21 protein-coding genes are annotated in these 26773 nt (G+C 35.1%); 13 read left to right on the forward strand and 8 right to left on the reverse strand.

Going from position 1 to position 26773, the window contains the following annotated elements; all coding sequences use genetic code 11:
* Positions 1-467: 467 nt before the first annotated feature.
* Together ACP6PL_RS18905 and ACP6PL_RS18910 are read right to left on the reverse strand one after the other, a co-directional pair.
* Complete coding sequence (locus ACP6PL_RS18905; protein ID WP_426546821.1) at positions 468-1280, reverse strand: helix-turn-helix domain-containing protein; 813 nt, start codon at positions 1278-1280, stop codon at positions 468-470.
* A 116-nt stretch (positions 1281-1396) separates the two neighbouring features.
* The gene (locus tag ACP6PL_RS18910) at positions 1397-1543 is read right to left on the reverse strand and encodes a hypothetical protein (RefSeq protein WP_426546822.1); all 147 of its coding nucleotides are present in this window, start codon (positions 1541-1543) and stop codon (positions 1397-1399) included.
* On the opposite strand from ACP6PL_RS18910, the gene ACP6PL_RS18915 reads away from it, so the two are divergent.
* Positions 1533-2930, forward strand: a complete 1398-nt coding sequence (locus ACP6PL_RS18915) for an alpha-amylase family glycosyl hydrolase (protein ID WP_426546823.1) — start codon at positions 1533-1535, stop codon at positions 2928-2930. The genes ACP6PL_RS18910 and ACP6PL_RS18915 overlap by 11 nt on opposite strands.
* 500 nt (positions 2931-3430) lie before the next feature.
* Here the strand turns inward: ACP6PL_RS18915 and ACP6PL_RS18920 are convergent, their stop codons facing one another.
* Positions 3431-3859, reverse strand: a complete 429-nt coding sequence (locus tag ACP6PL_RS18920; RefSeq protein ID WP_426546824.1) for an AbrB family transcriptional regulator — start codon at positions 3857-3859, stop codon at positions 3431-3433.
* A gap of 313 nt (positions 3860-4172) precedes the next feature.
* Between ACP6PL_RS18920 and ACP6PL_RS18925 the strand changes: the two genes are divergently transcribed.
* From ACP6PL_RS18925 to ACP6PL_RS18955, 7 genes are all read left to right on the forward strand, one after another.
* Positions 4173-4616: an Rrf2 family transcriptional regulator gene (locus ACP6PL_RS18925; protein ID WP_426546825.1), complete on the forward strand. Its 444-nt coding sequence runs from the start codon at positions 4173-4175 to the stop codon at positions 4614-4616.
* A 98-nt stretch (positions 4617-4714) separates the two neighbouring features.
* On the forward strand, positions 4715-5719 hold the full coding sequence (gene cbiB, locus ACP6PL_RS18930) for an adenosylcobinamide-phosphate synthase CbiB (RefSeq protein WP_426546826.1): 1005 nt from the start codon (positions 4715-4717) through the stop codon (positions 5717-5719).
* A 198-nt stretch (positions 5720-5917) separates the two neighbouring features.
* Complete coding sequence (pyrR, locus tag ACP6PL_RS18935) at positions 5918-6448, forward strand: bifunctional pyr operon transcriptional regulator/uracil phosphoribosyltransferase PyrR (RefSeq protein WP_426546827.1); 531 nt, start codon at positions 5918-5920, stop codon at positions 6446-6448.
* Between the two features lie 908 nt (positions 6449-7356).
* Positions 7357-8889, forward strand: coding sequence for a ferredoxin--nitrite reductase (locus ACP6PL_RS18940; protein ID WP_426546828.1), 1533 nt, complete (start codon positions 7357-7359; stop codon positions 8887-8889).
* A gap of 756 nt (positions 8890-9645) precedes the next feature.
* The gene (locus ACP6PL_RS18945; protein ID WP_426546829.1) at positions 9646-10302 is read left to right on the forward strand and encodes a hypothetical protein; all 657 of its coding nucleotides are present in this window, start codon (positions 9646-9648) and stop codon (positions 10300-10302) included.
* A gap of 450 nt (positions 10303-10752) precedes the next feature.
* The gene (locus ACP6PL_RS18950; RefSeq protein WP_426546830.1) at positions 10753-10881 is read left to right on the forward strand and encodes a hypothetical protein; all 129 of its coding nucleotides are present in this window, start codon (positions 10753-10755) and stop codon (positions 10879-10881) included.
* Between the two features lie 123 nt (positions 10882-11004).
* Positions 11005-12513, forward strand: coding sequence for an MFS transporter (locus ACP6PL_RS18955; RefSeq protein WP_426546831.1), 1509 nt, complete (start codon positions 11005-11007; stop codon positions 12511-12513).
* A gap of 413 nt (positions 12514-12926) precedes the next feature.
* Here ACP6PL_RS18955 and ACP6PL_RS18960 read toward each other — a convergent pair whose 3' ends face one another.
* Complete coding sequence (locus ACP6PL_RS18960) at positions 12927-14582, reverse strand: SulP family inorganic anion transporter (protein ID WP_426546832.1); 1656 nt, start codon at positions 14580-14582, stop codon at positions 12927-12929.
* 1110 nt (positions 14583-15692) lie between these two features.
* Entirely contained in the window at positions 15693-16925 is a 1233-nt protein-coding gene (locus tag ACP6PL_RS18965) for a hypothetical protein (protein ID WP_426546833.1), read from the reverse strand.
* 1268 nt (positions 16926-18193) lie between these two features.
* Between ACP6PL_RS18965 and ACP6PL_RS18970 the strand changes: the two genes are divergently transcribed.
* From ACP6PL_RS18970 to ACP6PL_RS18980, 3 genes are all read left to right on the forward strand, one after another.
* Positions 18194-18595, forward strand: coding sequence for a response regulator (locus tag ACP6PL_RS18970; protein WP_426546834.1), 402 nt, complete (start codon positions 18194-18196; stop codon positions 18593-18595).
* Between the two features lie 245 nt (positions 18596-18840).
* A complete protein-coding gene (locus ACP6PL_RS18975; protein ID WP_426546870.1) occupies positions 18841-19254 on the forward strand; it encodes an MAPEG family protein in 414 nt (137 codons plus the stop codon).
* 277 nt (positions 19255-19531) lie between these two features.
* Positions 19532-19696: a hypothetical protein gene (locus tag ACP6PL_RS18980; protein WP_426546835.1), complete on the forward strand. Its 165-nt coding sequence runs from the start codon at positions 19532-19534 to the stop codon at positions 19694-19696.
* A 586-nt stretch (positions 19697-20282) separates the two neighbouring features.
* On the opposite strand, the gene tsaB is transcribed toward ACP6PL_RS18980, so the two are convergent.
* From tsaB to ACP6PL_RS18995, 3 genes are all read right to left on the reverse strand, one after another.
* Positions 20283-20909, reverse strand: coding sequence for a tRNA (adenosine(37)-N6)-threonylcarbamoyltransferase complex dimerization subunit type 1 TsaB (tsaB, locus tag ACP6PL_RS18985; RefSeq protein WP_426546836.1), 627 nt, complete (start codon positions 20907-20909; stop codon positions 20283-20285).
* A 170-nt stretch (positions 20910-21079) separates the two neighbouring features.
* Positions 21080-22822 (reverse strand): protein kinase domain-containing protein, encoded by a 1743-nt coding sequence (locus ACP6PL_RS18990; RefSeq protein ID WP_426546838.1) that lies wholly within the window; start codon positions 22820-22822, stop codon positions 21080-21082.
* Positions 22823-23379: 557 nt separating this feature from the next.
* Positions 23380-23628 carry a Ycf34 family protein gene (locus ACP6PL_RS18995; protein ID WP_426546839.1) on the reverse strand — a complete coding sequence of 83 codons (249 nt, stop codon included), beginning with the start codon at positions 23626-23628 and terminating at the stop codon, positions 23380-23382.
* A gap of 347 nt (positions 23629-23975) precedes the next feature.
* Here ACP6PL_RS18995 and ACP6PL_RS19000 point away from each other — a divergent pair, with 347 nt between their 5' ends.
* Entirely contained in the window at positions 23976-25259 is a 1284-nt protein-coding gene (locus ACP6PL_RS19000) for a tRNA nucleotidyltransferase/poly(A) polymerase-related protein (RefSeq protein ID WP_426546840.1), read from the forward strand.
* A 292-nt stretch (positions 25260-25551) separates the two neighbouring features.
* Positions 25552-26373 carry a sulfotransferase family protein gene (locus ACP6PL_RS19005; protein WP_426546841.1) on the forward strand — a complete coding sequence of 274 codons (822 nt, stop codon included), beginning with the start codon at positions 25552-25554 and terminating at the stop codon, positions 26371-26373.
* The last annotated feature ends 400 nt before the right edge of the window (positions 26374-26773 follow it).

The raw sequence follows: 26773 nt of genomic DNA on the forward strand, positions 1-26773 counted from the left end.
GGGTTGAATTCTGAATTCTGACTTCCGCGTAGCGGTACTAGACACCCTACTAGCTAATGTTAAAGAAAAAGCCAGTTGATTTTCCCAAGTTATAGCCATAAGAAATCACATCTGCACAAAAAACTGTATACGATAACATCCTACAACCTATCAAATCTGGCATTCTGAATTTAGAATTCTGAATTCTGAATTCAGTCTTTAAATGTCAAATAATATCATGTCCGTTGGTATCGTTTGTGTAAAAGCCGGGAAAATATCCACCATATTTAAGGTTTTTTCTTCTCTTAAAGCTTCTTCCTTCTTCCTTATTCCTTCTTCCTTCTTCCTTACCTTCTCTATACAATACCAATGCTACCAGATATAATATAATTGCCTGAAACTTTTGTGAGTGTCAAAGTTTTTAGCCTATCATTCAGAATTCTAAATTCTAAATTCTGAATTCAGTGAAACGGTATAGCGATCGCCTCCTATTTCTTCCTTTGCAAAGTCTCTGAAGGCAACTCCCCAAACATGGCTTTGTAATCTTTAGTAAAATGACTTCGATGGTAGAACCAAAATTGACTAGCGAGGGTAGCTATAACACAACTTTCTGGATCGCTTGCTTTCAAGTGTTGTCTTACTGCATTGAGTCGTCGCACCTTGAGATATCGCATGGGACTCAAGCCAAATAAGTCCTGAAAACCATAAGATAACGCAGAACTGCTAGACTCTAAATTTTCAGCTAGCTGTTTTAAGGTGAGGGGTGTTTCTAAGCGCCCTAACATTGTTTTCTCTGCTTGAGTAATCAACTTTCCTCTTCGAGAAGGTTTGAGGAAAGATTTGGAATTGCACTTAATGGGAATCTGACTAATTAACAAAGGAACGAAATCATCAGCAATGAGTTTCTCAATATCAGGTTTTTGTAACCAATTTGGTTTGTGTACTGCTAACCAAAATAATTGTTTCAGGTAATCTTTAATTTCTTTCATCCCAGTTGGGAGCAAATTCACATGATTTTTACTCAAAAAATTATCGTCTAGATCGTGGCATTGTAGTTTGTCTGCATAAGTATCAAAAGTTTTGACAGGGATATGAATCTCTATTATCGCTCCACCTTGAGAAAGTAATAAGTCTGCTTCCATTTTATTGAAACCAAAAAGAGTCCTTTCAGTCTTGACGAGGTGACGGTAGGAGTAAATTTCTCCTTCCAAAGCTAGTGACTTAGCTGCATCTATCGTTAAATCTGCATATAGTCGAGGACTACTTATAGAAACCTGTGGCGCAAATAGGGATGTTGTCAAGATAATTCCTCTAACAGGAATTAAACATTAATTTCTCAGTTTATGTTACCCTTTGTATTAGTGGGTTACGCTCAAGCGAAGCCACCCTAATGTGGTGTCAATACATTTTAGGTGTGTCATACCACTACTAAAAGCGATCGCCATTCTCGACTATCTAATCCTGGCATCTCAAAAATTACAAGGTTGACAGTTTCAACAATGTATTGAATGAGTGTAAGTCCAGCAATTAAAATAGAAACACAAATCGTATTTATGAAGACCAAAAATCGTTTAGCTTTCAGTTTTCTCATAACGTGGGTTTGTACCTGCTTCCTAGCAGTAACTATTGGACTAACCTCCAATCCTACCCCTGCTAAAGCAGATGTTATCTACCATGCTTTCGATGAATGTTTTGCCAATGTCACAGCAAAACTGCCTGAAGTTGAAGCAGCAGGATATAACTATATTCAAATTTCCCCTCCGAATCAAACACCAGGACGGGAAGATGATGCCTGCACTTCAGATAAATACTGGTACTTCCAGTATCAGCCTTATGATTATGTTCTGGAAGGAAATCTAGGTTCGGAGCAAGATTTAAAGGATTTGATTGACGCTGCTCACGAACGGGGAATTAAAGTTATTGCTGATGTGGTATTTAATCACATGGCTAATTATCGTTTCTATAAAGACGTTGCACCTTTCCCTGAAGCATATCCACTTTATCCAAAAAAAGAATACTTCCGCGAGGCAAAATGTATCGCCGACTATAATAATCCCTACGAAGTTGAAAATAATTGGTTATGCAGTCCCAATGATCAGGAAGGATTGCCAGATTTGAGGACAGACTTACCTTATGTGCAACAGAAACAGCATGAGTATATGCAAAAACTGATGGATATGGGAATTGACGGTTTCCGCTTTGATGCTGTCAAACACATTTCTGTTGAAGATTTAGAGAAGATCGTCGAAGTTATCCCTGAAGATAAGTTTTATTATGGTGAAGCTATTGGGCGCAACTTTGACGAAAGCATGAAATATATTCCAGTGTTTCCCAAGGTAACAGATTTTCAACTGGTTAATACCTTGAAAGATGCTTTTAGTTATGGAGGAGACTTACGTTCTTTAGTTAATCCAGCAGATAGTCAGCGTGCATTACCTGGTGATGATGCTGTCACGTTTGCTCGCAACCATGATACTTGGGCACCAAGACAGTTTGATAATTGGAAATTTGACAAGGACGATTTAGTTTTAGCAACAGCTTACGTTTTAGGGAGAAAAGAAGGAACCCCCTTGATTTTAACTTTTGATGCTTTTGAACCTACAATTGTTGCTGGAACAAAATTCCACGAAGAAATGATAGCAGAGCCTCAATACTATCGTAATGGTAACGAAATTGCTGACAGTGCAGATAGTCCTAATTTGCTATTTATCGAACGTGGAGACAAAGGTTTAGCCATTATTAATAAATCTGGCGAAACATTTGATGTTACAGCAGCCAAAATGCCAGGTTTAGCAGTAGGTTGTTACGACGAACTTCAGTACGACTTTGAAATGTGTGTAGACTACGGTGGTGATGGTCAAAAGTACATTAACAAATGGGGTTCTCCCAATCGTGGTGGGATTGAAATCGGTCCTCGGACTGCATTGTTCTTTGTCAAAAATGATGTTTAAGTAGTCTCTTTGATGACTAGATTAATCTTGGTGAAGATAGCTATCTCCCCTTCGGAGGAGCTATGCAATCGGATAAGCACGTTATAATAAAGTTTTTGTTTGTAGTTTTGCTCTATCCCCTTAAATATTTATGTCCGAGCCAGAGCAAAACTACAACCCTAATTATAAGTGTTCTAGCCAAAATGATATATAGCGATGAGCCGAGAATTAATCCCACAGTCAGACTGGCATTTGCCTCTTGCATTCTGGGGAAGAGCTGCGCTAATAAATCTGGGGCAATTCCGGCGAGGAAGCTAACAACCCTCATAAATTTCACTTCTACTAGCCAATATTCATTGTGCAAAAGCTTGTTATGGCTTGCTTGCGGTAATTCTCATACAGGAGAGCTAAAGCAGCTCAAGCAATTTTTGCTTGATCGTTATCATCCCCGCTCTGAAACAGACGGGGGTTCCAATATCACTTTCGCGTAAATATGTGAAGTATTTAGTCTTAACTTAAAATCATGCTGTTGCCATTTCCTCTTCTAAATCCTCTTCTTCCATATCCACATCCGCATCTGCTTCTACTTGACGCAAATGAATATGTTTACGTCCCAAGGAAATTTCAAACTCATCTCCAGGCTGTAAATCCATTTGTTTAGTATAAGCTGCACCAATTAATAAATTACCATTGGATTGTACACTAATCTTATAACTAGCAGAACGTCCGCCACGTCCATTACCATTTTGTTTTCCATCTAACTCAATACCCTCAGCATCAATCAAGGCATTCAAAAACTTCATCATGTTGACTCGTTCAACACCACTTTTAGTAACAGTGTAGTAGCCACATTCTCTAGCTTTATCTTCTTTACTTTTATTACCTAAGTTTTTGACTTTTTCCAGTAATTCTTCCCCTTGTAAGGGTTCAGGATTTTTCTTTTTACCCATGTTTTCAGTCCTATAACACTTTACTACAGTTATCAACTTTTGTCTTAGCTTTTTTTAGTTCCAAGAAACAATAGCTTGATATTTGCTTGTAAAACTATATTACACTAATTATGTAAAAAATTCACATATTTGATTAAATTTTTTAGACAATAATCTAAGAATAGGAATTTATTACACTCAACAATCATCTATATAGTATGTAACATCAGCATTGAACTATCAACTATTAACTATTAACGAGTTTAGTTGAATGGCCATTTGATATAGTTACAGCTATAAATTACTCTCGCACCTTTTAATTAAGAACAATACAATGAAGTTAACTACTCGTGGACATTATAGTGTTAAAGCACTTTTAGATTTAAGCTTACAACACAGTAATACTCCAGTATCTGTCAAAGAAATAGCAGTACGTCAAGACTTACCTGTAGCCTATCTTGAAAAGTTATTAATAGATATGCGTCGTGCAGGTTTAGTTGTATCATTTCGTGGGGCTCAAGGTGGATATCAACTAGCTAAATTACCAGCTCAAATATCTCTAGGAGAAATACTAGAATCTGTTGGTGAAACAATCGAACCTTTGCCTCGATACGCTCCTGATACTAACCAAGCAGAAGACTGGGTTACTTATTCTATCTGGCATCGACTGCATAAAAAACTTTCTGAAGCTCTTTACAATATTTCTTTAGAAGACTTATACTACGATGTCCGTAGTTGGCAAGCTGTAGTAGGAGAAGAAACAAGTTTTGTTGTTTAGTTTCTGATAGCTTGACTGTAAAGTTGTGAAAGTTAATCAGCATTTAGATCATTGACAATGATTATTCACTAAAACAAATTTATAATTATTTAATTTCTGTGACTTATAACTATAGCTTCATTGTTGTTTTTATAGCTGCTTGCCTAGATTATTTGATTGGCGATCCTTGGAATTGGCCACATCCTGTAAAAGTCATGGGATGGATAATTACTCATTACACTCAAATGATTTTTCAACTCAGTAAACACCATAGAGAGAACCTCCCTGCACTTATACTGAGATTGGTAGGTATTTTATTGGCAGTTGCTCTTGTTTTCGGTAGTGGAATTATCAGTTGGTTAATTGTTCAAGCTTTACGAATAATTTTTGTCCAATTTCCTTTATTAACAGTAATATTAGAGAGCATTCTATTAGCTAGCTGTTTTGCTGGTAAAAGTTTAAATACTGCAGCCAAAGACGTACTTAAACCTGTCATAAGTGGTAATTTAATTCAAGCACGTCAAACATTAAGTTTATATGTAGGTAGAGATACAGAAAACTTATCAATTTCAGAAATATTTCGTGCAGTTTTGGAAACAGTCACAGAAAATGCTACAGATGGAGTAATAGCACCATTATTTTATGCTTTAGTAGGAGCAATAATACCTAATGTAGGCAGTATCCCTTTGGCCTTTGCTTACAAAGCTGCCAGTACATTAGACTCAATGGTAGGCTATAAAGAAGCACCCTATACCGATCTAGGATGGTTTAGTGCCAAACTAGAAGACGTTTTAACCTGGCTACCTTGTAGGTTAAATGTGCTGACTATAGCATTTCTCTCTGGCAAACCTCTATATGTTTGGAGAATATGTCAAAGGGATGCAGTGAAAGACCCAAGTCCTAATGCTGGTTGGAGTGAGTGTGCTTATGCTGCAACATTAGGGGTGCAAATGGGTGGTGCAAATTCTTACAAGGGGGTGGTTAAAAATAAACCACTATTGGGAGACGCCATTTATCCAATTACACCAGAAACGATCGATCGAGCATTACGCTTAACTCGGTACTGCTTTTTAATATGGCTGGGATTATCAGTTATCAGTTATCAGTTCAGAGATTACTTTTAACTTTTGAATTTTGAGCAGTACACATTTCAGTTATCAGCAGGACTTACTCATTGGGAACAAGTGTTGGGCATTTAAGATTGCTTCCTTATTACTCGCAATGACAGAAACACCTTATTTTGCTTAAGTCCTAATCAGTTCAGAGATAACTTTTAAATTTTGAATTTTGAATTTTGACTTGTATTTGTGGTAGGTGAATAAATGAGCAATACAGTAGAAATTTTATCAGCAGAGGAGTTACGACGTACTATTACTCGTCTAGCTTCCCAAGTAATTGAAAAGTCAGGAGATTTATCTCAACTGGTATTATTAGGTATTCATACCAGAGGAGTTCCACTGGCAAAAATTTTGGCAAATCAAATTGAATTACTAGAACAAGTTAAGGTACCTGTGGGAGCATTGGATATTACTTTTTATCGCGATGACTTGTATCAAGTGGGAATGCGAACACCAGCTAAAACAGAAATTCCTGTGGATATTACTGGTAAGATTGTGGTTTTAGTTGATGATGTTATTTATAAAGGTCGAACAGTAAGAGCTGCTTTGAATGCAGTTGTGGAGTATGGCCGCCCAGAAGTAATTAGATTAGTTGTTTTGGTAGATAGGGGTCATCGAGAGTTGCCTATTCATCCAGATTTTACAGGTAAAAAGTTACCTACTGCTAAGGAAGAGCAGGTAAAGGTTTATGTGCAAGATATTGATGGCAGGGATGGGGTAGAGTTATTTAGGTAGATAGCAACTTTTCAAAGATATAGCTTTAAGCTATCAGTATTCAGTCAAGTCAAAACTATTAATTGTAAAGAATTTTAATTTTATTAATTTTCTAACACTTTTTTGTAATCCTATATCTAATTTCGGGGGGTTGCACATTACAGTGCTTTTCAGTTGAGTAGACCACAAAAATGTTGTAGGAGTAAGAAGTAAGGAGTAATGAGTCAGTATGATTGTGGTTTATTCATATGAAAACCGCTGTAAAGAATGATAATAGATTTTAAACTCTACATTTTATTGAAGAAAAAGTTATCCAAAAATATCTACTTTTGGATTTAATTATTCCTGATTGTGCAACGCCGGGGCATGGGTGGGTTGTCTCCTGATATCAAATCCGGTTAATTCGGTATAAAAAAAATTTTCATCTTCATCCAAGAGCGAATGTTTCTAAATTCTCTTCCCTCCTGACTCCTGACTCCTGACTCCTAGATTAACTATTTAATTATACCAATGCTACCGGATTTGATATGACTCCTACCCTTACCCATAAGACTTATAAATAGGATTATTTGAGCTTAAACTATTGCTGTGTAAGCTTTTGATACTATTTTTAAATTACTTTTTGTTAAAGTATGATTAGATAAATTTCCAACTTTATGCAATAAACGCATTTTTAAAATACATAAAAATCATAACAATAAATAATTTGTAATATAAACTACAAAATATTTATTTACCTTCCTCTAAATTGGTCAACAACAAATTAAAAGAAAATTAGTTAAACAAATAATATGCTCAGAAAAGATACAATCTCTTAAAAAAGTTTTTTATCTTAGTAAGGATTTTAAAAAAATAAGTAATCAACTAAAAACTAGACCTAAAATTAGTTTTTGACATGGAAATAAAAGTCTGTAAATAAGGAAAAATAGATGACTGGCACTATAGAACGCCAAACAAAACTAAATAAATTTGAGAAAATTAAAGCTGAAAAAGATGGTCTAGCAGTAAAAACAGAAATAGAATATTTTGCCAAAATAGGTTGGGAAGCAATAGACGAAACAGACCGCAACCACAGACTCAAATGGTTAGGTATATTCTTTCGACCTGTAACTCCAGGCAAATTTATGTTAAGGATGCGTATGCCTAATGGAATTATCACCAGTCAACAAATGCGAGTTTTGGCAGAAATAGTCCAACGCTACGGCGATGATGGTAACGCCGACATTACCACTAGACAAAATTTACAATTACGAGGAATTAGAATTGAGGATATTCCAGACATCTTCAATAAATTTGAAGGAGTTGGTTTAACCAGTATTCAATCTGGGATGGATAACGTGCGAAATATCACAGGTTCTCCTGTTGCTGGCATTGATGCTGATGAACTCTACGACACCCGTGAGTTAGTACAGCAAGTCCAAGACATGATTACTGGTAATAGTAAAGGCAACCCTGGATTTACTAATCTACCACGAAAATTCAATATAGCGATCGCTGGATGTCGTGATAATTCAGTTCATGCGGAAATTAATGACATTGCCTTTATTCCAGCCTACAAAAACGATAAATTTGGTTTTAATGTTATTGTAGGTGGCTTTTTCTCTGCCAAACGGTGTGAACCTGCTATACCTCTAAATGCTTGGGTAGAACCTAATCAAGTCGTAGCCCTTTGTCGAGCTATCTTAGAAGTATATCGCGATCGCGGACTCCGGGAAAATCGCCAAAAATCAAGGTTAATGTGGCTCATTGACGAGTGGGGACTTGCAAAATTCCGCTCAGAAGTTGAGCAACAAATGGGGAAAACTTTAGAAACAGAAGCCCTCAAAGACGAAATTATTTGGGAAAAGCGCCACCACATTGGCGTTTATAAACAAAAGCAACCAGGGTTAAACTACGTTGGGTTAAATGTTCCTGTTGGTAGATTTTATGCTGCTGATATGTTTGACATAGCTCGTTTAGCAGAAGTTTATGGCAATGGAGAAATCCGTTTGACTGTTGAACAAAATGCTATCATTCCTAATATTCCTGACTCTCGACTAGAAGCATTTCTAGCCGAACCCCTCCTGGAAAAATTTTCTATCAATCCTCAACCATTGACTAAGACCTTAGTTTCCTGTACAGGAGCGCAATTTTGCAACTTTGCCTTGATTGAAACTAAAAATCGCGCCTTGGCAATAGCCAAAGAACTAGAAACTGAACTATCAATACCAAAACCAGTACGCATTCATTGGACTGGTTGCCCCAACTCTTGCGGACAACCCCAGGTTGCAGAAATTGGTTTGATGGGTACTAAAGCTCGCAAGGATGGGAAAATGGTTGAGGGTGTTGATTTGTACATGGGTGGTAAAGTTGGTAAGAATGCTCAACTTGGCAGTCGTGTTCAAAAAGGTATTCCTTGTGAAGACCTGAAACCTATTTTGCGGAATTTGTTAATTGAAAATTTTGCTGCTCAACCAAAGTAAGTCTTTGTTCAAAGTTCTTGAACGAGTCAATATGATAATTTAATCAGGACTGGAGAAGCATTTGCAGTAAGGAAAACAGTAAAGAGGGAAATTTAGCTGTACTACAGTCTGCATTCGTTGCTATTTCTGTAAAAACTTGATTATTTACTTTAAGCAATATTTCTCAAATTAATCAACTAGATCAACAATTATAGCACTTAATATTATGTCTGGTTGAATAGTTATAATTAGAAACTCTCGTAGTATTGCTCTAACCAGCTATATAGATATTTCGGTAGTGGTGTACAAGTAGTGATATCCTCAAAAAAATCAATTAATCAAGAGAATACGATTTAGTTAAAACTAAGAATTTAAGTTACTTTGTGTTCCCTACCTCTACTCTAAATAACTATATCTAGAGAACTACCTATATTTCTAGGGCTAGAGCAATACTACAAACAAAAACTTTTTTATCACTTATTATCTGGAAATCATATCTAGACACCCTAACCTGTGAAACTGGTCTTATTACATTAGACCTCTCCGGAAAAGAGAGAGTAGGGAGTAGGCAGAAATCATTAATTATTTATGCACGATAATTGATTTGATTTTTAATTATCGGAGATGTCTACTTATTATTAACTAATCGTACAGATACTTTCGTTGAGAAATTTGGTCTCTGCAAAAGTCCTGAATTAATTAAAAATTTAGCTCTCACAGAAAAAATTCACTAATCTTAGACAAAACTGTAATTTTATCACAAGGAGAATATTAACAATGTCTACTACAATCAATCCCTCAGATACTACTTCTGAAACGGCAAAGTCTTTAGGTTTGAAAATCATATCTATTATTGGGTTAACATTATTTACTGGCTTTTATTTTAACAGTTGGCAGCGTTCTTTAGCAGAATACGCTCAACAGCAACAACCTGAAACTACTATTGCTACATCCGCATCAGAATCTACTGTGACCTCATCAACTACTACAGAAACTTCTGAAGTTGATACTAATGGGTCAATATCAACAATGAATACAGTATCACAAGGAACTGCTCCGGTAGTAACTGAGGAAACTATGACAGTTCCAGAAACTCAGACAATACAAACTCAGACAATACCAAAAATCACTGATTCAGATACCCTTGACAAATTAACTTCGGTACTATATAACCAAATAGACACAAGTTGGAAACAATATCCCACTTTTTCAGAAAATTTAGTCTATCGAGTGACAATGAATTCTGCCGGAAATATTGCTGAATATCAGCATATTAATCAAGCAGCTTCTAAATATATTGCAGAAACTCCTTTACCAAAATTGACTAATTTTAGCACTACTGACGTACAAGATGCTAGCAAACCAACTGCAGAATTTTTAGTGGTACTTACTCCTGCTGGTGTACTCCAAGTTAACCAATGGGTGCTTGAATAAGAAGTCGGGGAGTATTAAGAGATGGGGAGATGGGGTATGTTAGAATATTTTTTCATCTTTATTCCTGTATAGCCTATATCCCATGGATGACTCCACTTCTCAAAAATCAATATCGCTGGCATTAATACTAAATGAGTTCTATACAAATTGAAACCTGTGCAGTAGGATGCGTTAGACGGCTAAAATTTAAGTAAGCTGGAAAAGTATTTAGGGATCTGTCGTAACGCACCTTTTAGATGTGTTATTCCAGTAGTTGCTAAAGCACCAGAAAAATATTTGGAGGCTAAAGCCTAAGTACAAACAAATCTCAATAATCAAAAGCAATATTCCTCCTATTTTTGATAAATGCTCTTTACCAATGGATAATTGATAATCAATCAATTCGGTTTAAAGGCTTCTATTTCAACAGAAAAAGCGGTCGTTTAGCTGGGGCACAACTTTCCTATCGGAATGCTGGCGCAAACGCACTTCGGCTGTTGCCGACATTTTTTGGGAGCATTCCGTCAGGAAAAAGTAGAGCTTTCCCTAGGATGGGATGGTGAAGTTTCCTCACGATATCGAATCGATCATAGAGAATAACAGGTGATTTCTTGATCAATTCCGTTACGGTTTTAACCAGAGGTAATTATTCATTATCAATTAATGAACCTATACGAGTATTAACCTCGTGATTTTTATAATCTAGTATAATTTACACAAAATATGTTAACAGAACTCTGGTCTTTTCGCGGTCGTTACCGTATCCTCCATTTAACCTGGTTTGCCTTTTTTCTCTCCTTTGTTGTTTGGTTTAACCTAGCACCATTGGCAACATCATTAAAAGCAGATTTAGGTTTAGAAACGTCTCAAATTAGAACTCTTGCTATCTGTAACGTTGCACTCACAGTACCTGCCCGAATTATCATTGGGATGTTACTAGATAAATACGGACCAAGAATCACCTATTCACTCTTACTGATGTATGCAGCTATTCCCTGTATTGGGTTTGCTCTAGCCCAAAATTTTAGCCAGTTGGTGATTAGCCGTTTAGCATTAAGTATTGTCGGTGCTGGTTTCGTGATTGGTATCCGCATGGTGGCTGAATGGTTCCCACCTAAAGAAATAGGTTTAGCAGAAGGTATTTATGGTGGTTGGGGTAACTTTGGCTCTGCTGGTGCTGCCTTCACACTCCCAACTATAGCTGCTTGGTTAACTTTTGGTTCTGGTGATATTTTAAATTGGCGGTTATCGATCGCTCTTACAGGTATTATTGCTGCAGTTTATGGTGCGTTTTATTTCTTCAACGTTCAAGATACACCCCCAGGTAAGGTTTATCAAAAACCCAAACGTGCTAGAGGTTTAGAAGTTACTACCCAAAAAGATTTCCTTTTCCTCATTTTGATGAATATTCCTTTAACGGGAGTTCTCTGTTTGTTAGCTTGGCGGTTAAGTAAAGTTGGTTTCTTATCCCAAGGTCAACTTTATATTGTCTGGTTATTACTATTAGGTTTGTATGCTTTCCAAACTTATAACTGTTGGGCAACTAATAAAGAGTTAATTGCTGGAGAAAAACATTATCCTCCTGTTGATCGCTATAAATTCTCCCAGGTAGCAATTTTAGAGTTAACTTATGTTGTGAATTTTGGTTCTGAGTTAGCAGTAGTTTCGATGCTCCCTGCTTTCTTTGAAAATACTTTTGGTCTGAGTAAGGCAATGGCAGGGATGATTGCAGCTAGTTATGCTTTTATGAATTTGGCATCTCGTCCTGGTGGTGGTTTAATCTCTGATAAGCTAGGTAGTCGTAAGTTAACAATGACAATATTGACAGCAGGGATGGGCATTGGTTATTTGATAATGGGTAATGTGAATCAAAGTTGGTGGTTACCTGCTGCTGTATTGCTCACAATGTGTTGTTCTTTCTTTGTTCAAGCTGCTGAAGGTTCTACTTTTGCGATAGTTCCCCTAGTGAAACGGCGAGTGACTGGTCAAATTGCTGGTAATGTTGGTGCTTATGGTAACGTAGGTGCAGTGGTTTATCTCACTTTATTTAGTTTATTGCCCGAAGGTGCTATTGGTAATAAGATTTTCTTTGAGGTTCTCGGAGTCATGGGAATGATTGTAGCATTTCTCTGTGCTTTCTTCTTAAAAGAGCCAGAGGGTTCATTTGCCGAACACCATGAAGGGGAAGAATATCTGCCAAGGAAATCTATGCCTGTGTTGGCTGAGGAATAAGGTTTTTTGGTTGCTATCAACGAGGGTTACTGAATGACCGTAAGATTTTTCTAATAATCTATAATATCATCTTCGGTTGAATACTTATAAATCATGATTGAAGGAGTCAGGAGTCAGTAGTTAGGAGGGAAAGAGTAAATTTAGAATGAATAAGATTTATGATAACTAATTATCCGAACATGATATAAGTCAGTAGCCAAGAAACCGCGCCCTTAAGGGCGCGGTTTTCATAATATATAGAAGTTGACATCCTCCCCGCCGTAAAACGGACAGGGGATTCCTACCGAATAGAAGCTCCTCGGTAGGATGAAACAGAGGGAAGACTTGAGCAGTATAGAAATAGAAATAAAAACTTTTTTTGATCGCTAATTCAACAAACTTGATATAGTACCTAAACCTCAAATTATTAAGTGTTAAACTTTGTGGTGTTCATCCAAGATACTCAGCGCGTTTTGCAGAGCTTCAATCCTTGTTGCTACTAAGTTTTGGGGAGCTAAAATATTCCAGATATTTAAGTTTTTGAGTCTGGCCTTTACCTCACCAGAGGACCCAACAAAGAAAACTTCACGATATTTTCGACGTGCTTCTTTGACCATATTCTCAAGAGCTAAAGACATAGTAATCCCAAGATAAGAAACATCGCTGAGGTCAAGAATGAGAACATCATACTTTTCTACCATCCCCATCTGTCCAGAGATAGCCTTGGCAGCCCCAAAACTCATCGGTCCACCAAGATGTAGCAAAAGAAGGCGACCTCTAGCTTTTTGAAGGAGTTGTTTTTCTTCATGGCTTAAGGGAGCCTCATCATGGGGTTCAACTATAGCCTTAACCTTCTCAAGTTGAAAGTCACTAAGGCGTTTGACCGTCAAGAGGTTGGCGATAAATACACCAATGGCGACCGCAGTAATCAGATCGACAAAGACAGTTAGGAACAGTACACAGTACATAATGCCAGCAGCTTTGAGTGATAACTTATGCGCTCGTTTGAGGAATTCCCAGTCGATAATATCAATTCCGACTTTGAGTAATATTCCTGCCAGGATGGTTTGGGGTATAACTTCGGTCAGTTTTCCAGCCCACAACAGGATAAATAGTAAAATAACTGAATGAGTAATGCCAGATAGAGGTGTTCTTCCACCAGCATGAACATTGATTACAGTCCGCATAGTTGCTCCCGCTCCTGGTAGTCCACCAAAGAGTCCAGACACTACATTTCCGATGCCCTGACCAATTAATTCGCGATCAGAGTCGTGATTAGTGTGAGTAATGTTGTCAGCAACCAAAGAGGTAAGCAGGGAGTCGATAGCTCCCAGAGTTCCTAGCATCAAAGCATTCACGAGTATAGTGTTCAGTTGCTCGAAAGTAAATATTGGCAAGTGTGGTTTTGGCAAACCAGTAGGAATTTCTCCAATAAGTATCAAATTACTATCTCGCAGCAAGAATACTGAAATTAAAGTTCCTATTACTAATGCTAGGAGTGGGGACGGGATGAATGCAGTTACTCTGCGCGGTGTCAGGAAAAGAATTATCAGTGTGAGAATTCCTAGCCCAGTTGCAACCGGATCGAGATTGGTGAAGAAGTATGGGATTTTGCTAACTGATTCAACTACATTAGCAGAGCCAGGATGACCGAGAAATGGACCGACTTGAATGAAGATAATTATTACGCCGACTCCTGACATAAATCCTGAGATTACGGCGTAGGGTATCAGAACGATATATTTTCCCAGTTGTAGGATTCCAAAGAGTATCTGGAATAGTCCGCCAAGCATAACAACAGTAAATGCCATCTCCAGACCTAAATCTGGGTTCTTAGCGATTAAAGTGCTAAACACCGTTGCCATAATAACGGTCATGGGACCAGTTGGACCAGTAATTTGCGAGGGTGTGCCTCCACACAGAGCGGCAAAAAAACCAACGAATATGGCACCGTAAAGACCAGTTATTGCACCAGCACCGGAGGATACCCCGAAGGCTAAAGCTAAAGGCAGTGCAACAATTGCAGCAGTTATACCGCCCAATAAATCGCCTCGCAGGTTATTGAAATGTAACCTATTAACAAGTTGCATGAGTGCTTTGATCTATTGTTATAGTTTGTTAATCTGATTTTCTCATGGAACGTGAACCATTACTCAGATTTATATTAATTTGATCGAATAATGTTCTCAATAATATAGACGAGGAAAAGTGATACCGTTTTACGGCAGTTAAAAGTTAGTAGAGGTGATTTCCTACAGAATTTTCCGCAAACGAGAATCGCCTGTATAAAAGTCATGCATTAAGATTTTATAGACTCGAAACTTTGACGCGCTCAGTAATTTCAGGAAATTATTTCACAGATACAGTTAGAAACTATTTGTGACATCTTTAAAGTGAATTGGTATGAGTTTATTTGGGTAAATCCTCTTCTTTTCAAGGAGAGGTAATTCTAAATTCTTAATTCTCAATTCTCAATTCTTGAAACTCGCCGATGATGAAACCTTTATGATAGTTGGTATATAGAAATTATCGTACTGGTGAGGTACAAAAATCTAAGTTTTAGGGAACACTAGAACTTAGATATAGGATCAGTACAGAAAAGTACAAGTGTACCTCAAGCTTACGGAGAAACCGTTCTACTAAACTTACCCAAAATATATTTTGAGCTTTGGAGTTAGCTTCCTGTTTTGCTGACGCAATGCTGCGCAAATACAGAATAAAACTGACCGCAGTCTGTAACTTATCTTCAACAGTATGCTTAAAAGAGGGCTAGCACTACACAAATAAGTTGGGAAATTTATAAATGCTCTCTCCTCAGTCACGGATGGCTTCTGACTTCACGTAGCGCTATACATATTTTTGTAAACAGTTGGCAAATATCTACTCCAATTTAAGTTTTTTTTCTTGTTTTGTACCAATTTCATCAACTTAGGCTACACTACTGATCTTAATACTAAAATGTGAAATAATTTCCTAAAATTACTGAGCGCGTCAAATTTTTGAGCCTATAAAATCTTACTTTTAACTTTTGACTGTCAGATGTGCGTCTTACATTCTGTTCGCGAAGCCTTTCCGCAGGAAATGAAAACCTCACCAATTAGCACTCGATGCATGACTTCGGTGAAACGGTATTAAACCTTATTCATTCTTACTTCTTCCTTCTCTTGTACTTTCACTATACTTAAGTAAATTAGTATTTATTAAAAGCAACACAGGTTAATTCCTCCGAAATTAGTGCTTAAAGCAACATTGAGAATCTCCATAGATTTAACTAACCACCAAACCTTACCAGAAGTAGATCCTTGATAATGGTTAAAGAGAATAGAAAACCTTTGTTCTAAATAAGGTTTAGCTTGGCGACAAAAGAGTACAATTTTCAATAATATACCAATAACTCTTATAGTACCCAAATTATTAATTAAGTCATAAAAAACAAAATGTTTAGGTTGTTGCAGGCTATCGATAACCATAAAATTTAATAACTTTTTACAAGTACCTAAAATTAGAAAATCATTAGGTTTATTACTATTATTATGAGAGAAGGTACTTTGCAATTTATGATATAGTTTGTGATTAAATTTACCTTTGCCATAATCATAGTCAATTGTATCAGTTAAGTATTCATATAAACCATCTTTAAAACTCCGATAAGAATAAGTTAAGTCACAATAACAACGAAACTTTTCAGCTTGGTTTCGCAATGTTTGACCACCATCAACTTTTCCAGTAAAATAGTTAATGGCATCATTTAATTCTTCGTTTTTTATTAGAGTAGGATTTTCGACAGAATTGCTTTTTCTGGGCAACCTCTGATAAGTAATATATTTAGATAGATCTACTTCATATTTTTCTTGCTGCTTTTGTCTCATTTTTATAATTTCTTCTCGCTCTTGATCAGTGGTATTCTCATTAATAAAGCTGTTTTCATATAGATATGGATATCGATTAATTAATTTTCCTAGGGTCTTATCTTCAATTTTTGTATTTTCTTCAACTTCTCTGATAAACATCCGAGCCAAACGTTGTAAGGCAAGATATTTTTCAGTTTCAGTAAAACTGCTAGTCAAACTGCGTATACGTTTAGAAGTCCAACAACTAGCCAGCCGATGTGGTTTTACCTCGAAAAGATTTACTAAGTCTGGAATTGATTTTTGCAGTTGTGGGGTTTGTAACCAACGATTAATTAATATGTAGCAACTTCTGTTGAGAATATTATGAAAATCTTCTTCATCAGGCTCGGCATCAATAATTGTTTCCATTGCCTGCCAAATTTCCGGGATAAAGTATCCAGAAGCATCAATAAATAGAGTCTTAAATTTATCAATTGAACCTTCAGGCTCTTTCTGGCAGGCTAAATGTTGTAAGTGCTGATAAAGTAGCTGTTCTTCTTTGGTAGATTTACGATTATTTTTAGTTGATAAATAGTTTGACATTTGTATAATACTCCCTGAAATCAATTGTAAACTAATTTCAAGATGTCTTAAAAAAACTTAACTTTTGTGCAAATAAATTATTATATTTACTGGAATCAATCTAATAATAAATATTAAATTGTGATTGAAAAGATATTAATAAGAGTAGTTAAACCAAAATCTTTGAGATGATTATAGTAAATTTAACTACTCCGATCTGAAATATTATTGATATTTGTATTTACAACCAAATATTCATAATGAATAGATATCCAAGACGGAAAACAGAAGAATTTTTTCAAATCTAGGTTACACCCTTTATAGTTAGATTATAGTCTGGGATAACTTACCTTTATATGAAGATTCGGTAAAGAATTTGAGAGTAGCGGAGATTTTTGGTACGATAAATATACTGAGATACTCTCAACACAAAAGTCTAGATTTAAGTGTTAATACGGATAATTTGTAATTAAATAATCACTAATAACCTATTTTTCAGTATAAATATATGCTGGCTCTAATATTAATGAGGTATAGTATTTTTTTTGATCTTCCTATTCCCTAAAATTAAAAAAGCTAATACATCAGAATAGAGATCAATGCTATCAGCAATTTGTCGTAAAATTGAACACAAATTATAATTTGTGAGTAACATTAACTTCAGCAATTACTCAGTCAACTAATATATGAAGTTTGATATTGAAATGGAAGAACTTGATTATTTTTGATCAAAGTTATTCAGCTTTCCTCTCCTGGTTAATAACAGAAATAAATATTATATATAGTTTTTTTTAATGAGGACAAATAAGTGGAAGATGGAATAAGAAAAGCTAATTATAAATCCGTTTATATAGAACGAGTAGAATAAGTTCGGGCATTACTAAATCTTTTTTGCAGAGCATTTGAGCATCGAAAAATTCACTCAGAGATTACTTTTAACTTTTCTATGAGTGACTTGAAACCTGAGCGTAGCGCTATAGTAAACAAATTTTATTTCAATTATTTTATATAATACCTACCCCGCATTTCTCTCTTTGAAAAGGTCAAATTGATAGTACTTTACATTTTGTAATATTATAGGTAATTTATAATCGGCTAATTGTTTAATTTATAGTATTTGGATAAATATTTGCTACAAATGTGTATTTTTCAGTCTTTATCAACACATTTTTGTAATATTATTTAATCAAATTAGCACTATATATGTAGACATTTTATTGTTAATGTAGCAAAATCTTGATTAATGTAGCAAAATAATAATCACAGAAATTATACCAAGGGAGGATAAAATGACAAATGTTTTGGTCGTTGAAGATAATCTACTTAACTGGAAAGTATTTGAAAAAGTTTTGACAAAATTAGGTGGTTTTGCTGCTCAACTCACTGAAGACGTAGAAACAATCATAGAAATTGTAAAAGCTAATCAAGCAGACATTATTCTGATGGATATTTGTCTAGAAAATAGTTATTATAATGGCAAACCAATCAATGGAATTGAAATTACTAAATTGTTAAAAGCAAATCCCAGTACAGCCAAAGTGCCTATTATGTTGGTCACCGCAATTGGCACTGCACAAGATAGTAAACATTATATGGAACTTAGTGGAGCAGATGGTTTTATGGGTAAGCCAATCGTGGATCATCAAGTGTTTATCTCGGAAATAAAATCACTGATTTTTGCGAAGGACTAATTTTAGTTTTTTCACACTATCAAAATCATAGATGTTCAATCCTCAAATCTTAAAAAAGTATTAAAAAAACTGTCCCTAAGAAATAATAACAGGGATTCCTATTTTACAACTCAAATTTTGAGTATTGATAGGAAATTTTTCCTGAAAAATAAAACGGCAACTATAATTTACTTGTCAAAACCACATATCAGAACTATGATATGACTAAATTTGACCAAATAGATTATCTTTCAAAAGCGATCGCTATGCTAGAAACCGAAGCAATTCTATGGCCGAGTTTAGTCACAGTTGCCAGTTTATTAATGTATTTTGTGGTAACTATCAATGTTGGTAGAGCTAGAGCTAAATACAAAATTATGCCTCCTCAAATGATTGGAGACCAAAATTTTGAGCGGGTAGTAAGAGTACAACAAAATACTTTAGAACAACTAATTTTATTTTTACCTTCTTTGTGGCTTTTTTCTCTATTTGTTAGCCCACTTTGGGGTGCTTCTATCGGTGCGACTTGGGTATTGGGGCGCATCTTATTTGCTTGGGGTTATTATCAGGCGGCGGAGAAACGAACTCTAGGGTTTGGTATTAGTTCTTTAACTACTATAACTTTACTTATAGGTGCTTTGGTAGGAATAATATTACCTCTGTGGAAAACTATTTCATAGCTATAATAAATTTAGATCGAGGTCAAATCAATTCAAAATTCAAAATTATTAATTACCTCATTATAACCTCTGACTTCGTTCAGAGGCTTTAAATAAGGAAAATATTTTGGATTTTTTTGTTCTGAAGAACGAGGCTTTAATCCTTAATTGAACAATTATTGAAATTAAAGAACGAATCAAAATTTTTGAACTTTGAATTGAGCAGTTTTGAATTCAAAAAATGATCAGTTAAAATAGCTTCTATCTAATTTTTATTTATGTTCAAAATGAGGCAAAAATGATGTCAGAAAAACCTGTATTTAAGATTAACCAAAAACTTTTTAACCAATTGAATGATTGGCAAGAAAAAATGGATGCAAAAGAAAAAACTCCAGCAGAAGCAGAAATAGAGGCAAATAATCAAGATAAAAGACTGAGTGATTCTGAGGAGGAAAAAGATTAAAATAGCTTAAACAATTGGGAGATAAAGATTGTTTCCGTAGGGATTTAGCTACTAAACCCTTACATATTCTAGATAGCAGGTGGATCGGAGGAGTTTGATTAATTGATAATTAATAATGAATAATTACCTCTGGTTAAAACCGAGAGGATTCAATATAAGGAAATCACCTGTTCTTTTCTCTTCAAATAGAAGGCAATAAAGCCAAATTGATTAATTATCAATTATCTATTCGTAAATATCTTAATAGTTCCGTAGAATATTTTTAGTATCACTATCCTTTTACAATCTGATATTCTTTTTCTGAATATTCATACCCTAAAAAAGCTACAAACAAATATTTTTAACCAGTAATTAAGTCGGTGGGTTTCAAGAATTGAGAATTGAGAATTAAGAATTTAGAATTACCTCTCCTTGAAAAGAAGAGGATTGACGAACAGGAAAATTTTTATTTACTATCCCCTTAAAAGGAGAAACAAGAAAAAATTTTCCCTACCGCATCAATCCTCTTCCTTTTAGGGAGAGGTAATTATCAATTATTCATTATCAATTATCAATTATTGAACTCAGCAGTATAGCAATTAATCTATTACTTTTCTACAGGATGTTGTCCATAAAAAGGTAATGCTTCTGACCAATGGGATCTGTTTCCTTTTTGCCATTCTAAATGAGCTAATTCTAATAGACTTACAACAGATTTTCCTAAACCATTTTCAACCTGAATTAACTGATAAGAAGTTTCCCAGTTTTCTAAGATTTTTTCCCATGCTGTGGGATTCATTAGTGTATCTTCTAAAAGAGGATTTATATCCATTTCTCCTACCTGATAAATAGCTGTAAATAACTGCCCTCTTTGAGCAGACATTTGTAGGGATAAATTCTGATTTTTCTGTTTATATGACCAAGCTATAGTTGCCAAAGTTGAAATTGCAAATAGTGGGATATCTAACTGTTGAGCTAAAGTTCTAGCTGTAACTACACCAATACGAGTACCTGTAAAACTTCCCGGACCTTTAGCAACAGCAATAAAGCTTAAATCTTGCCAAATTTGAGGTGGCATAAACTCTTGTAATTTTTGATGTAAGAGAGTTGATAAGTCTCGCCCTAAATTCCATGTTTCATAACGGGTATCCTCGGCAAAATTACTAATAGCTAAACCTAACTCCGGACTGGTAGTATGAATTGCTAAACCGTATTTTTTATCTGTATTTGTCATTTGCTTGAAGGAAGAAGGAAGAGGGAGGAAGGAAGAAGGAAAAAGCAAGTAAAATCAGGTTTGGAGACCAAACCCTTACAGTTTTTTGCACAATAAGAAATGGCATCTAAGCTATTCATATTGACTCCTGACTTAATAGTTTATCAATTCTAAATTCTAAATTCTAAATTCTAAATTCCCATGTCCTCCCTAACATAAAATATTGGCAGAGCTACAAATAAACAACCTAAAAGTAAGCCAAAAATATCATCAATCCAAAATCTAAAACCTAACAAACCTACTATTAAAAATACAGTGGCTACAGTAGCAAATAAATTATTAGTTGCTAATTTATTCTGTTTTCCAACCTGATACTTAACTGTTATAAAAGCCGAGGCAATTATCAGAGCTATTAGGGGATGCCAAATAATTATCCGATAACTAAAAATAAACCAAGCTAAAGCAAACATTAGAGTATTTAACCAAAATTCTCTTTGCCTAAATCTAGCTAACCAAAAACTATGAGTTCCTAACTGTGATAACTTCATAAAATCCTCTGTTTTTTGCAGCCTCACAATTTTATTTTTCCATCTAGCTTTACGATCAATTCTCAATATTTGTTGCCACTCTGGAACAGTCTTCCCATGAGCCTTACCTAACAATTTCACCTTATCTATATTATGCAGCTTCAAATCAGTCAACTTCGCAGAAATTATCTTTAAAATTTGAGCATAATTAACCTTTTTGTCTAATTTTCTACTAATCACAATAGTCAAAGTTTTCTTCACGCGACTCACTTGAACTTTTACCGACTCAACAGCTAAAACTTGCTGCAACTGTCGTCGAATTTTTGCCTGGGGAGTTAACTTTTTTGGAACTGCTGAAGAAGAAAAATAAACAGTCTCCATATAAGTAGACTGAGGGTTAAGATGTCTCATAATAGCAGCAGCAGAATGATAACGCCGATTAGTAGCACTTTGCAACATTGTGTCTAAAATTCTACCAAGTTCATCACTAATAGGCATTTTTAAATAATCTCGCCACACCCATTTACTATTTCTACTATCAAATAGATCGAAGGGTGAGACTTGAGTCAATAGATGGATACAAGTAACGCCCAAACTATAAAGATCGCTGGCGAAAACTGCTTTACCCATAAGTTGTTCGGGAGCAGTATAAGCACCACTACCAATAATAGTACCTGTTTGAGGCAAACCTTTTTTCTCTACTAACTTAGCAGCACCAAAATCTACTAAAACAAGTTTACCTGTAGTGCGACGAATAATATTCTCTGGCTTAATATCTCGATGAATAACTTGAGACTTATGAACAAACTGTAATACTGGCAATAAATCATTTAACAATTCTCGAATTTTAGCCTCAGTAAACACACCTTTTTTTGCTAATTCTTGAGCAAGATTTTTGCCTTCAATATATTCTTGAACGAGATATTGTTGTTCGTCTTGCTGAAAATATTGAAATAATTCAGGAATTTGAGGATGACTGCCTAAAGTTTTTAATTGTTGCGCTTCTTGTTGAAATAATTCTATAGCTTTTTCAGAGGTCGTTTTTACCTGAAGTTCCCTACTATCAGAAATTGTTTCTGAAATTTGAGGAGAATTTTGGTGATAATTTTTATTCTGGGGAAAAAATTGTTTAATTACACAAACTTTTTCTGGAGTATTTGCTTCATCTACCGCTAAAAAAGTTCTACCAAAACCACCATATCCAATAAGTTTAAGAATGCGGTAACAAGACTGATTAGTTATTGTGGAATTATTATCTACTGACGGAATAATTTTCTTTGTTTCTATTTCTGTATCTTGACTACTAATTGGAGGAATTAGTAATAATGGTGAATTGCAATTATGGCAAATTTCAGCCTTCAGAGAGTTTTGTGGATTTGTGCAGATAGGATTAAAACAATAACTCATTAGAATAGATCAAGATTTTTATATTTATTTTATCTCGGTAGAGTAGGAATTACTCACAAGCCTGGCTTATCAAAGAAATTTTGTGGAAATAGGGAATAGGGAACAGCAATACTTTATAAACATTTTTCTTAACAAAAAAATTGACAACAAAAGTAAAGTTATGTGTGAGTCTTGGATCAGCTTTTTTAGGAGAAAAAGTGCATTGAAAAATACATTTTTTTGATAACTTAAGTAGTGCTTAGTGATTCAATCTAAAAGTATTGACAGATAAAGGTAAGTGCTTTTTTAAAGCCAAAAAAAGTGCAGCTTTTTAAGGTTTAGCGAGCAAAAAGTTAGGATTTTAGGGAGACTATGGCAGAAAAATCGAGGGATAAAATATCCGACTACCTCCTCTAAATTCCTCATTTCTCCTGAATTCCAAATTCAGACTCCTGACTTCTACCCGAACCCATCCATACTTTTTCCGCAAATCCTAAGTAGTTTTACTTAACTATTATACTCTTTCTCCCTTCTCCCCACCCTTCACACATTTCCCACATTTCCCACACTCTGCTAATTTAGGTAGGAATAAGTTCACCTGGCCTTAATTTTGCCCATTTGCCCATTTCTTCTAGAAAACTTTCACAACCGACAACATCCCATTCCATCTCAATTTCCTCTTGTTTAGGACGAATATTGACATTGATAGTAGGTTCAACTGGGTCAAAATCTGGATTTTCTGTTAAATGAAGTTGTTCGTGCTGAGTTTCTACAGCATGATAAGTGACACACCGATCTACATAGTGACAGTTAACACAAATACACATTTGTAAGTACCTCGTTGATGGTCAAGTTTAATCTGAATAGATGCAATAATTTCCTATCTTAGTGATTTGATAAGTTTATGAGCGCGTTGCTCAAGTTAGTGAGGTATAGTTACTTTTTTTCTTTTCTATTTCCTACTCCCTACTACCTAAAACAAACTAACTTTGTACCTCACTCCTTATGATAATTGCTATATTTTAACCCAAATTAATTTTATCTAGAGTTGATAAAATTTTGTCCTAGAGACAAAAGTTATTTCCGGGGAAAAATATATTTTTTCCAGACATAATGTTAACTTTAACCTAAGTAAAATTTTAACTGCAAAGAAATTCATTTGATTTTTGTGGCAATGTCGATAAATTCCCTGTCTGCTTTATCACCGGAAACTTGGCCATTTGACGGAAAAATGCTCCCCCAAACTGTTTATTTAGTGGGTGGTTCGGTGCGGGATGCTTTGCTGAAAAGGAAGAGGGAATATTTGGATTTAGATTTTATTATCTTTGACCAAGCAGTTAGTATCGCCAGAAATATTGCCAAGGAATATCAAGCGGGGTTTGTGGTTTTAGATGCGGAACGAAAAATTGCTAGGGTAGTATTTCAAGGAACTACAGTTGATTTTGCTGAGATTGAAGGTGATAGTTTGGAGGAAGATTTATGGCGACGAGATTTTACGATAAATGCTATTGCTTATAATCCTTTTACTGATGAATTGATAGATTTATTTGATGCTCTAAAAGATTTGCAAGATGGTATTATTAGAATGGTAAAATCTGCGAATCTTAGAGATGATCCCCTCCGGCTATTACGGGCATATCGTCAAGCAGCACAATTAGGTTTTGTAATTTCCCCAGAAACTCAAACAACTATTGGAGAGTTTGCACCTTTGCTTACCGAAGTCGCAGCAGAAAGAGTGCAGACAGAATTAGGTTATTTATTGAGTCATTCCCAAGGAATGGTGTGGATAGAAAAAGCGTGGAAAAATGGTTTACTCTCAGATTATTTTCCTGCAGCAATAGAAAATCTGGAAATAGGAAAAAAGGTAGAGATAGTAGTAGAGCAGTTAGAAAAAAATTGGCCTAATTTAGAAGTAGAGTTAGCAACTGGGGTGCGAGATACAGTCAAAACATCTTTATTGGCGATCGCTAAATTAGCAATATTAGTTAATCCTCATCCAGAAAAAGCGGAAGTCGAATTAATGCGGTTGAAGTATAGCAATGCAGAAATTAGAAGTACAATTGCAGTTATTAAAGGTTTAGCAAAACTGTCAGAAATAGAAATTTCTCAGATGTCTGTTCGAGAACAATATTTTGTCTTTCAAGAAATAGGAAAAAATTTTCCTGCTCTAGCAGTTGTAGCAGTGGCAAAAGGAATATCTATAGAGGAAATTAATTGTTTAATTCAACGTTATATTAATCCGGACGATCCAGTGGCTCATCCCATAGCTTTATTGAATGGAAATGATTTAATTACAGCTTTAAAATTACCTAAAAGTCCGATAGTTGGTCAGCTTTTAACAGAAATTAAAATAGCACGAGCTGAAGAAAATATTTTTACTAAAAGCGAAGCAATTAAATTAGCAGAAAAATTAATTGAAGTAAGGAAGAAGGAAGAAGTAAGAAGGAAGAAGGAGTAAATTTTGAAAAAAATGAATTAGAAGTAAGGAAGAAGGCTTTAGTGATCTAGGAGAGAAGGGAAAAGGAGTAAATTTTGAAAAAAAGGGAAAATGATAGAGATAGTTATCTAAAATGAACTGGAGCAGCTATTTTTAATTTTTTAGCATACTCGCTCAAAATGTACCCTTTTGTTATCCTCCCCAGATGTAAAAGTAGTATTACTTCTTCCTTGCTTATTTCTTCTTCCTTCTTCCTTACTTCCTCTATTTTAAAGTTTTATTACTTCTTCCTTCTAACTTCTTCCTTCTAAATATGACTTACTTTTTTATTGGTGGATGCCCTCGCTCTGGAACTACTTTATTACAAAATATTATTTGCTCCGATACCAATGTTAATCCCTTAATTGGAGAAGTAGGTTATCTGTATCATTTAGTTAATGCTTATAGTACAGGTAAAATTGATTTTGAAAGCCAGAGCAAATATTATTTTTCCGATATAGCAGAACTCAGAAATTTTAGTGCTGGATTAGTCAATAAATTTTTAGAACATATTCGGAAACGTTATACTGATGCTACTCATATTATCCTCAAATACCCTCTCATAGCAGAATTATTTCCAGATATTTATGAGTTAGTAGAAGATGTGAAATTTATATTGATTATTAGAGACCCCAGAGATACTATTGCTTCTTTAATTAATGTAGGAAATCAAATGGCTATTCAGGGTGAAACTAGACATTTAACTCCCATGTTTACAGAAAGAAAATTATCAGAATTTTTAGAATTTTATCGCCGTGCTTATGCACCTTCCTGGAATTGTAAATTAGCAAGCTTTCAAACTAAGCTTGCTTATATCAAATATGAACATTTGGTACTTAATCCTGAAACAGCAATTAAACAACTTGAAGATTTTACTGGTTTAAATTTAAGTAGTTCTATAAAAGATGATAAGTGGCAAAGGAGTCAAATTAATTATACTCAGTTAAGTGATGCAGAAAAACCTTGGTATTCAGAACTTTATGGCAAAGAAATATCACCCGCAAGTGTGGGTCGTTATCGCCAGGTTTTGCGACAAGAAGAAATTAACTTTATTCAGAGAGAGGGAGCAGATATATTCAGAATTTTTGGTTATTGAAGGAAGGAAGAAGAAAGAAGGAAGAAGGAAGGTAGATGATGACTAATAGTTGAATGCTTACCAGTTATTTTTATTCTTTTCTATTCCCTGTTTCCCAAATTCCTACTCCCTACTCCCTCATCCCGACTCCCTTCTTCAAGAAACAGATATACTCACAAATTTTCTCTGATTAAAATCTCGCAATAATCCGCCATAGCAATTCTGAAAAATCAACCCACAAACAGCAAAAGTGGAAATTTTATCAACCAGCTATCTATCAGGTTTTTCAAATTACTGAGGTAGAGTAATTTTTCTGATTTTCTATTCCCTGTTTCCCAAATTCCTGCTCCCTACTCCCTCATCCCGACTCCCTTCTTCAAGAAACAGATATACTCACAAATTTTCTCTGACTAAAATCTCG

The sequence above is a fragment of the Dapis purpurea BLCC-M126 genome (genome assembly GCF_050015975.1).
GTDB lineage: Bacteria > Cyanobacteriota > Cyanobacteriia > Cyanobacteriales > Microcoleaceae > Trichodesmium.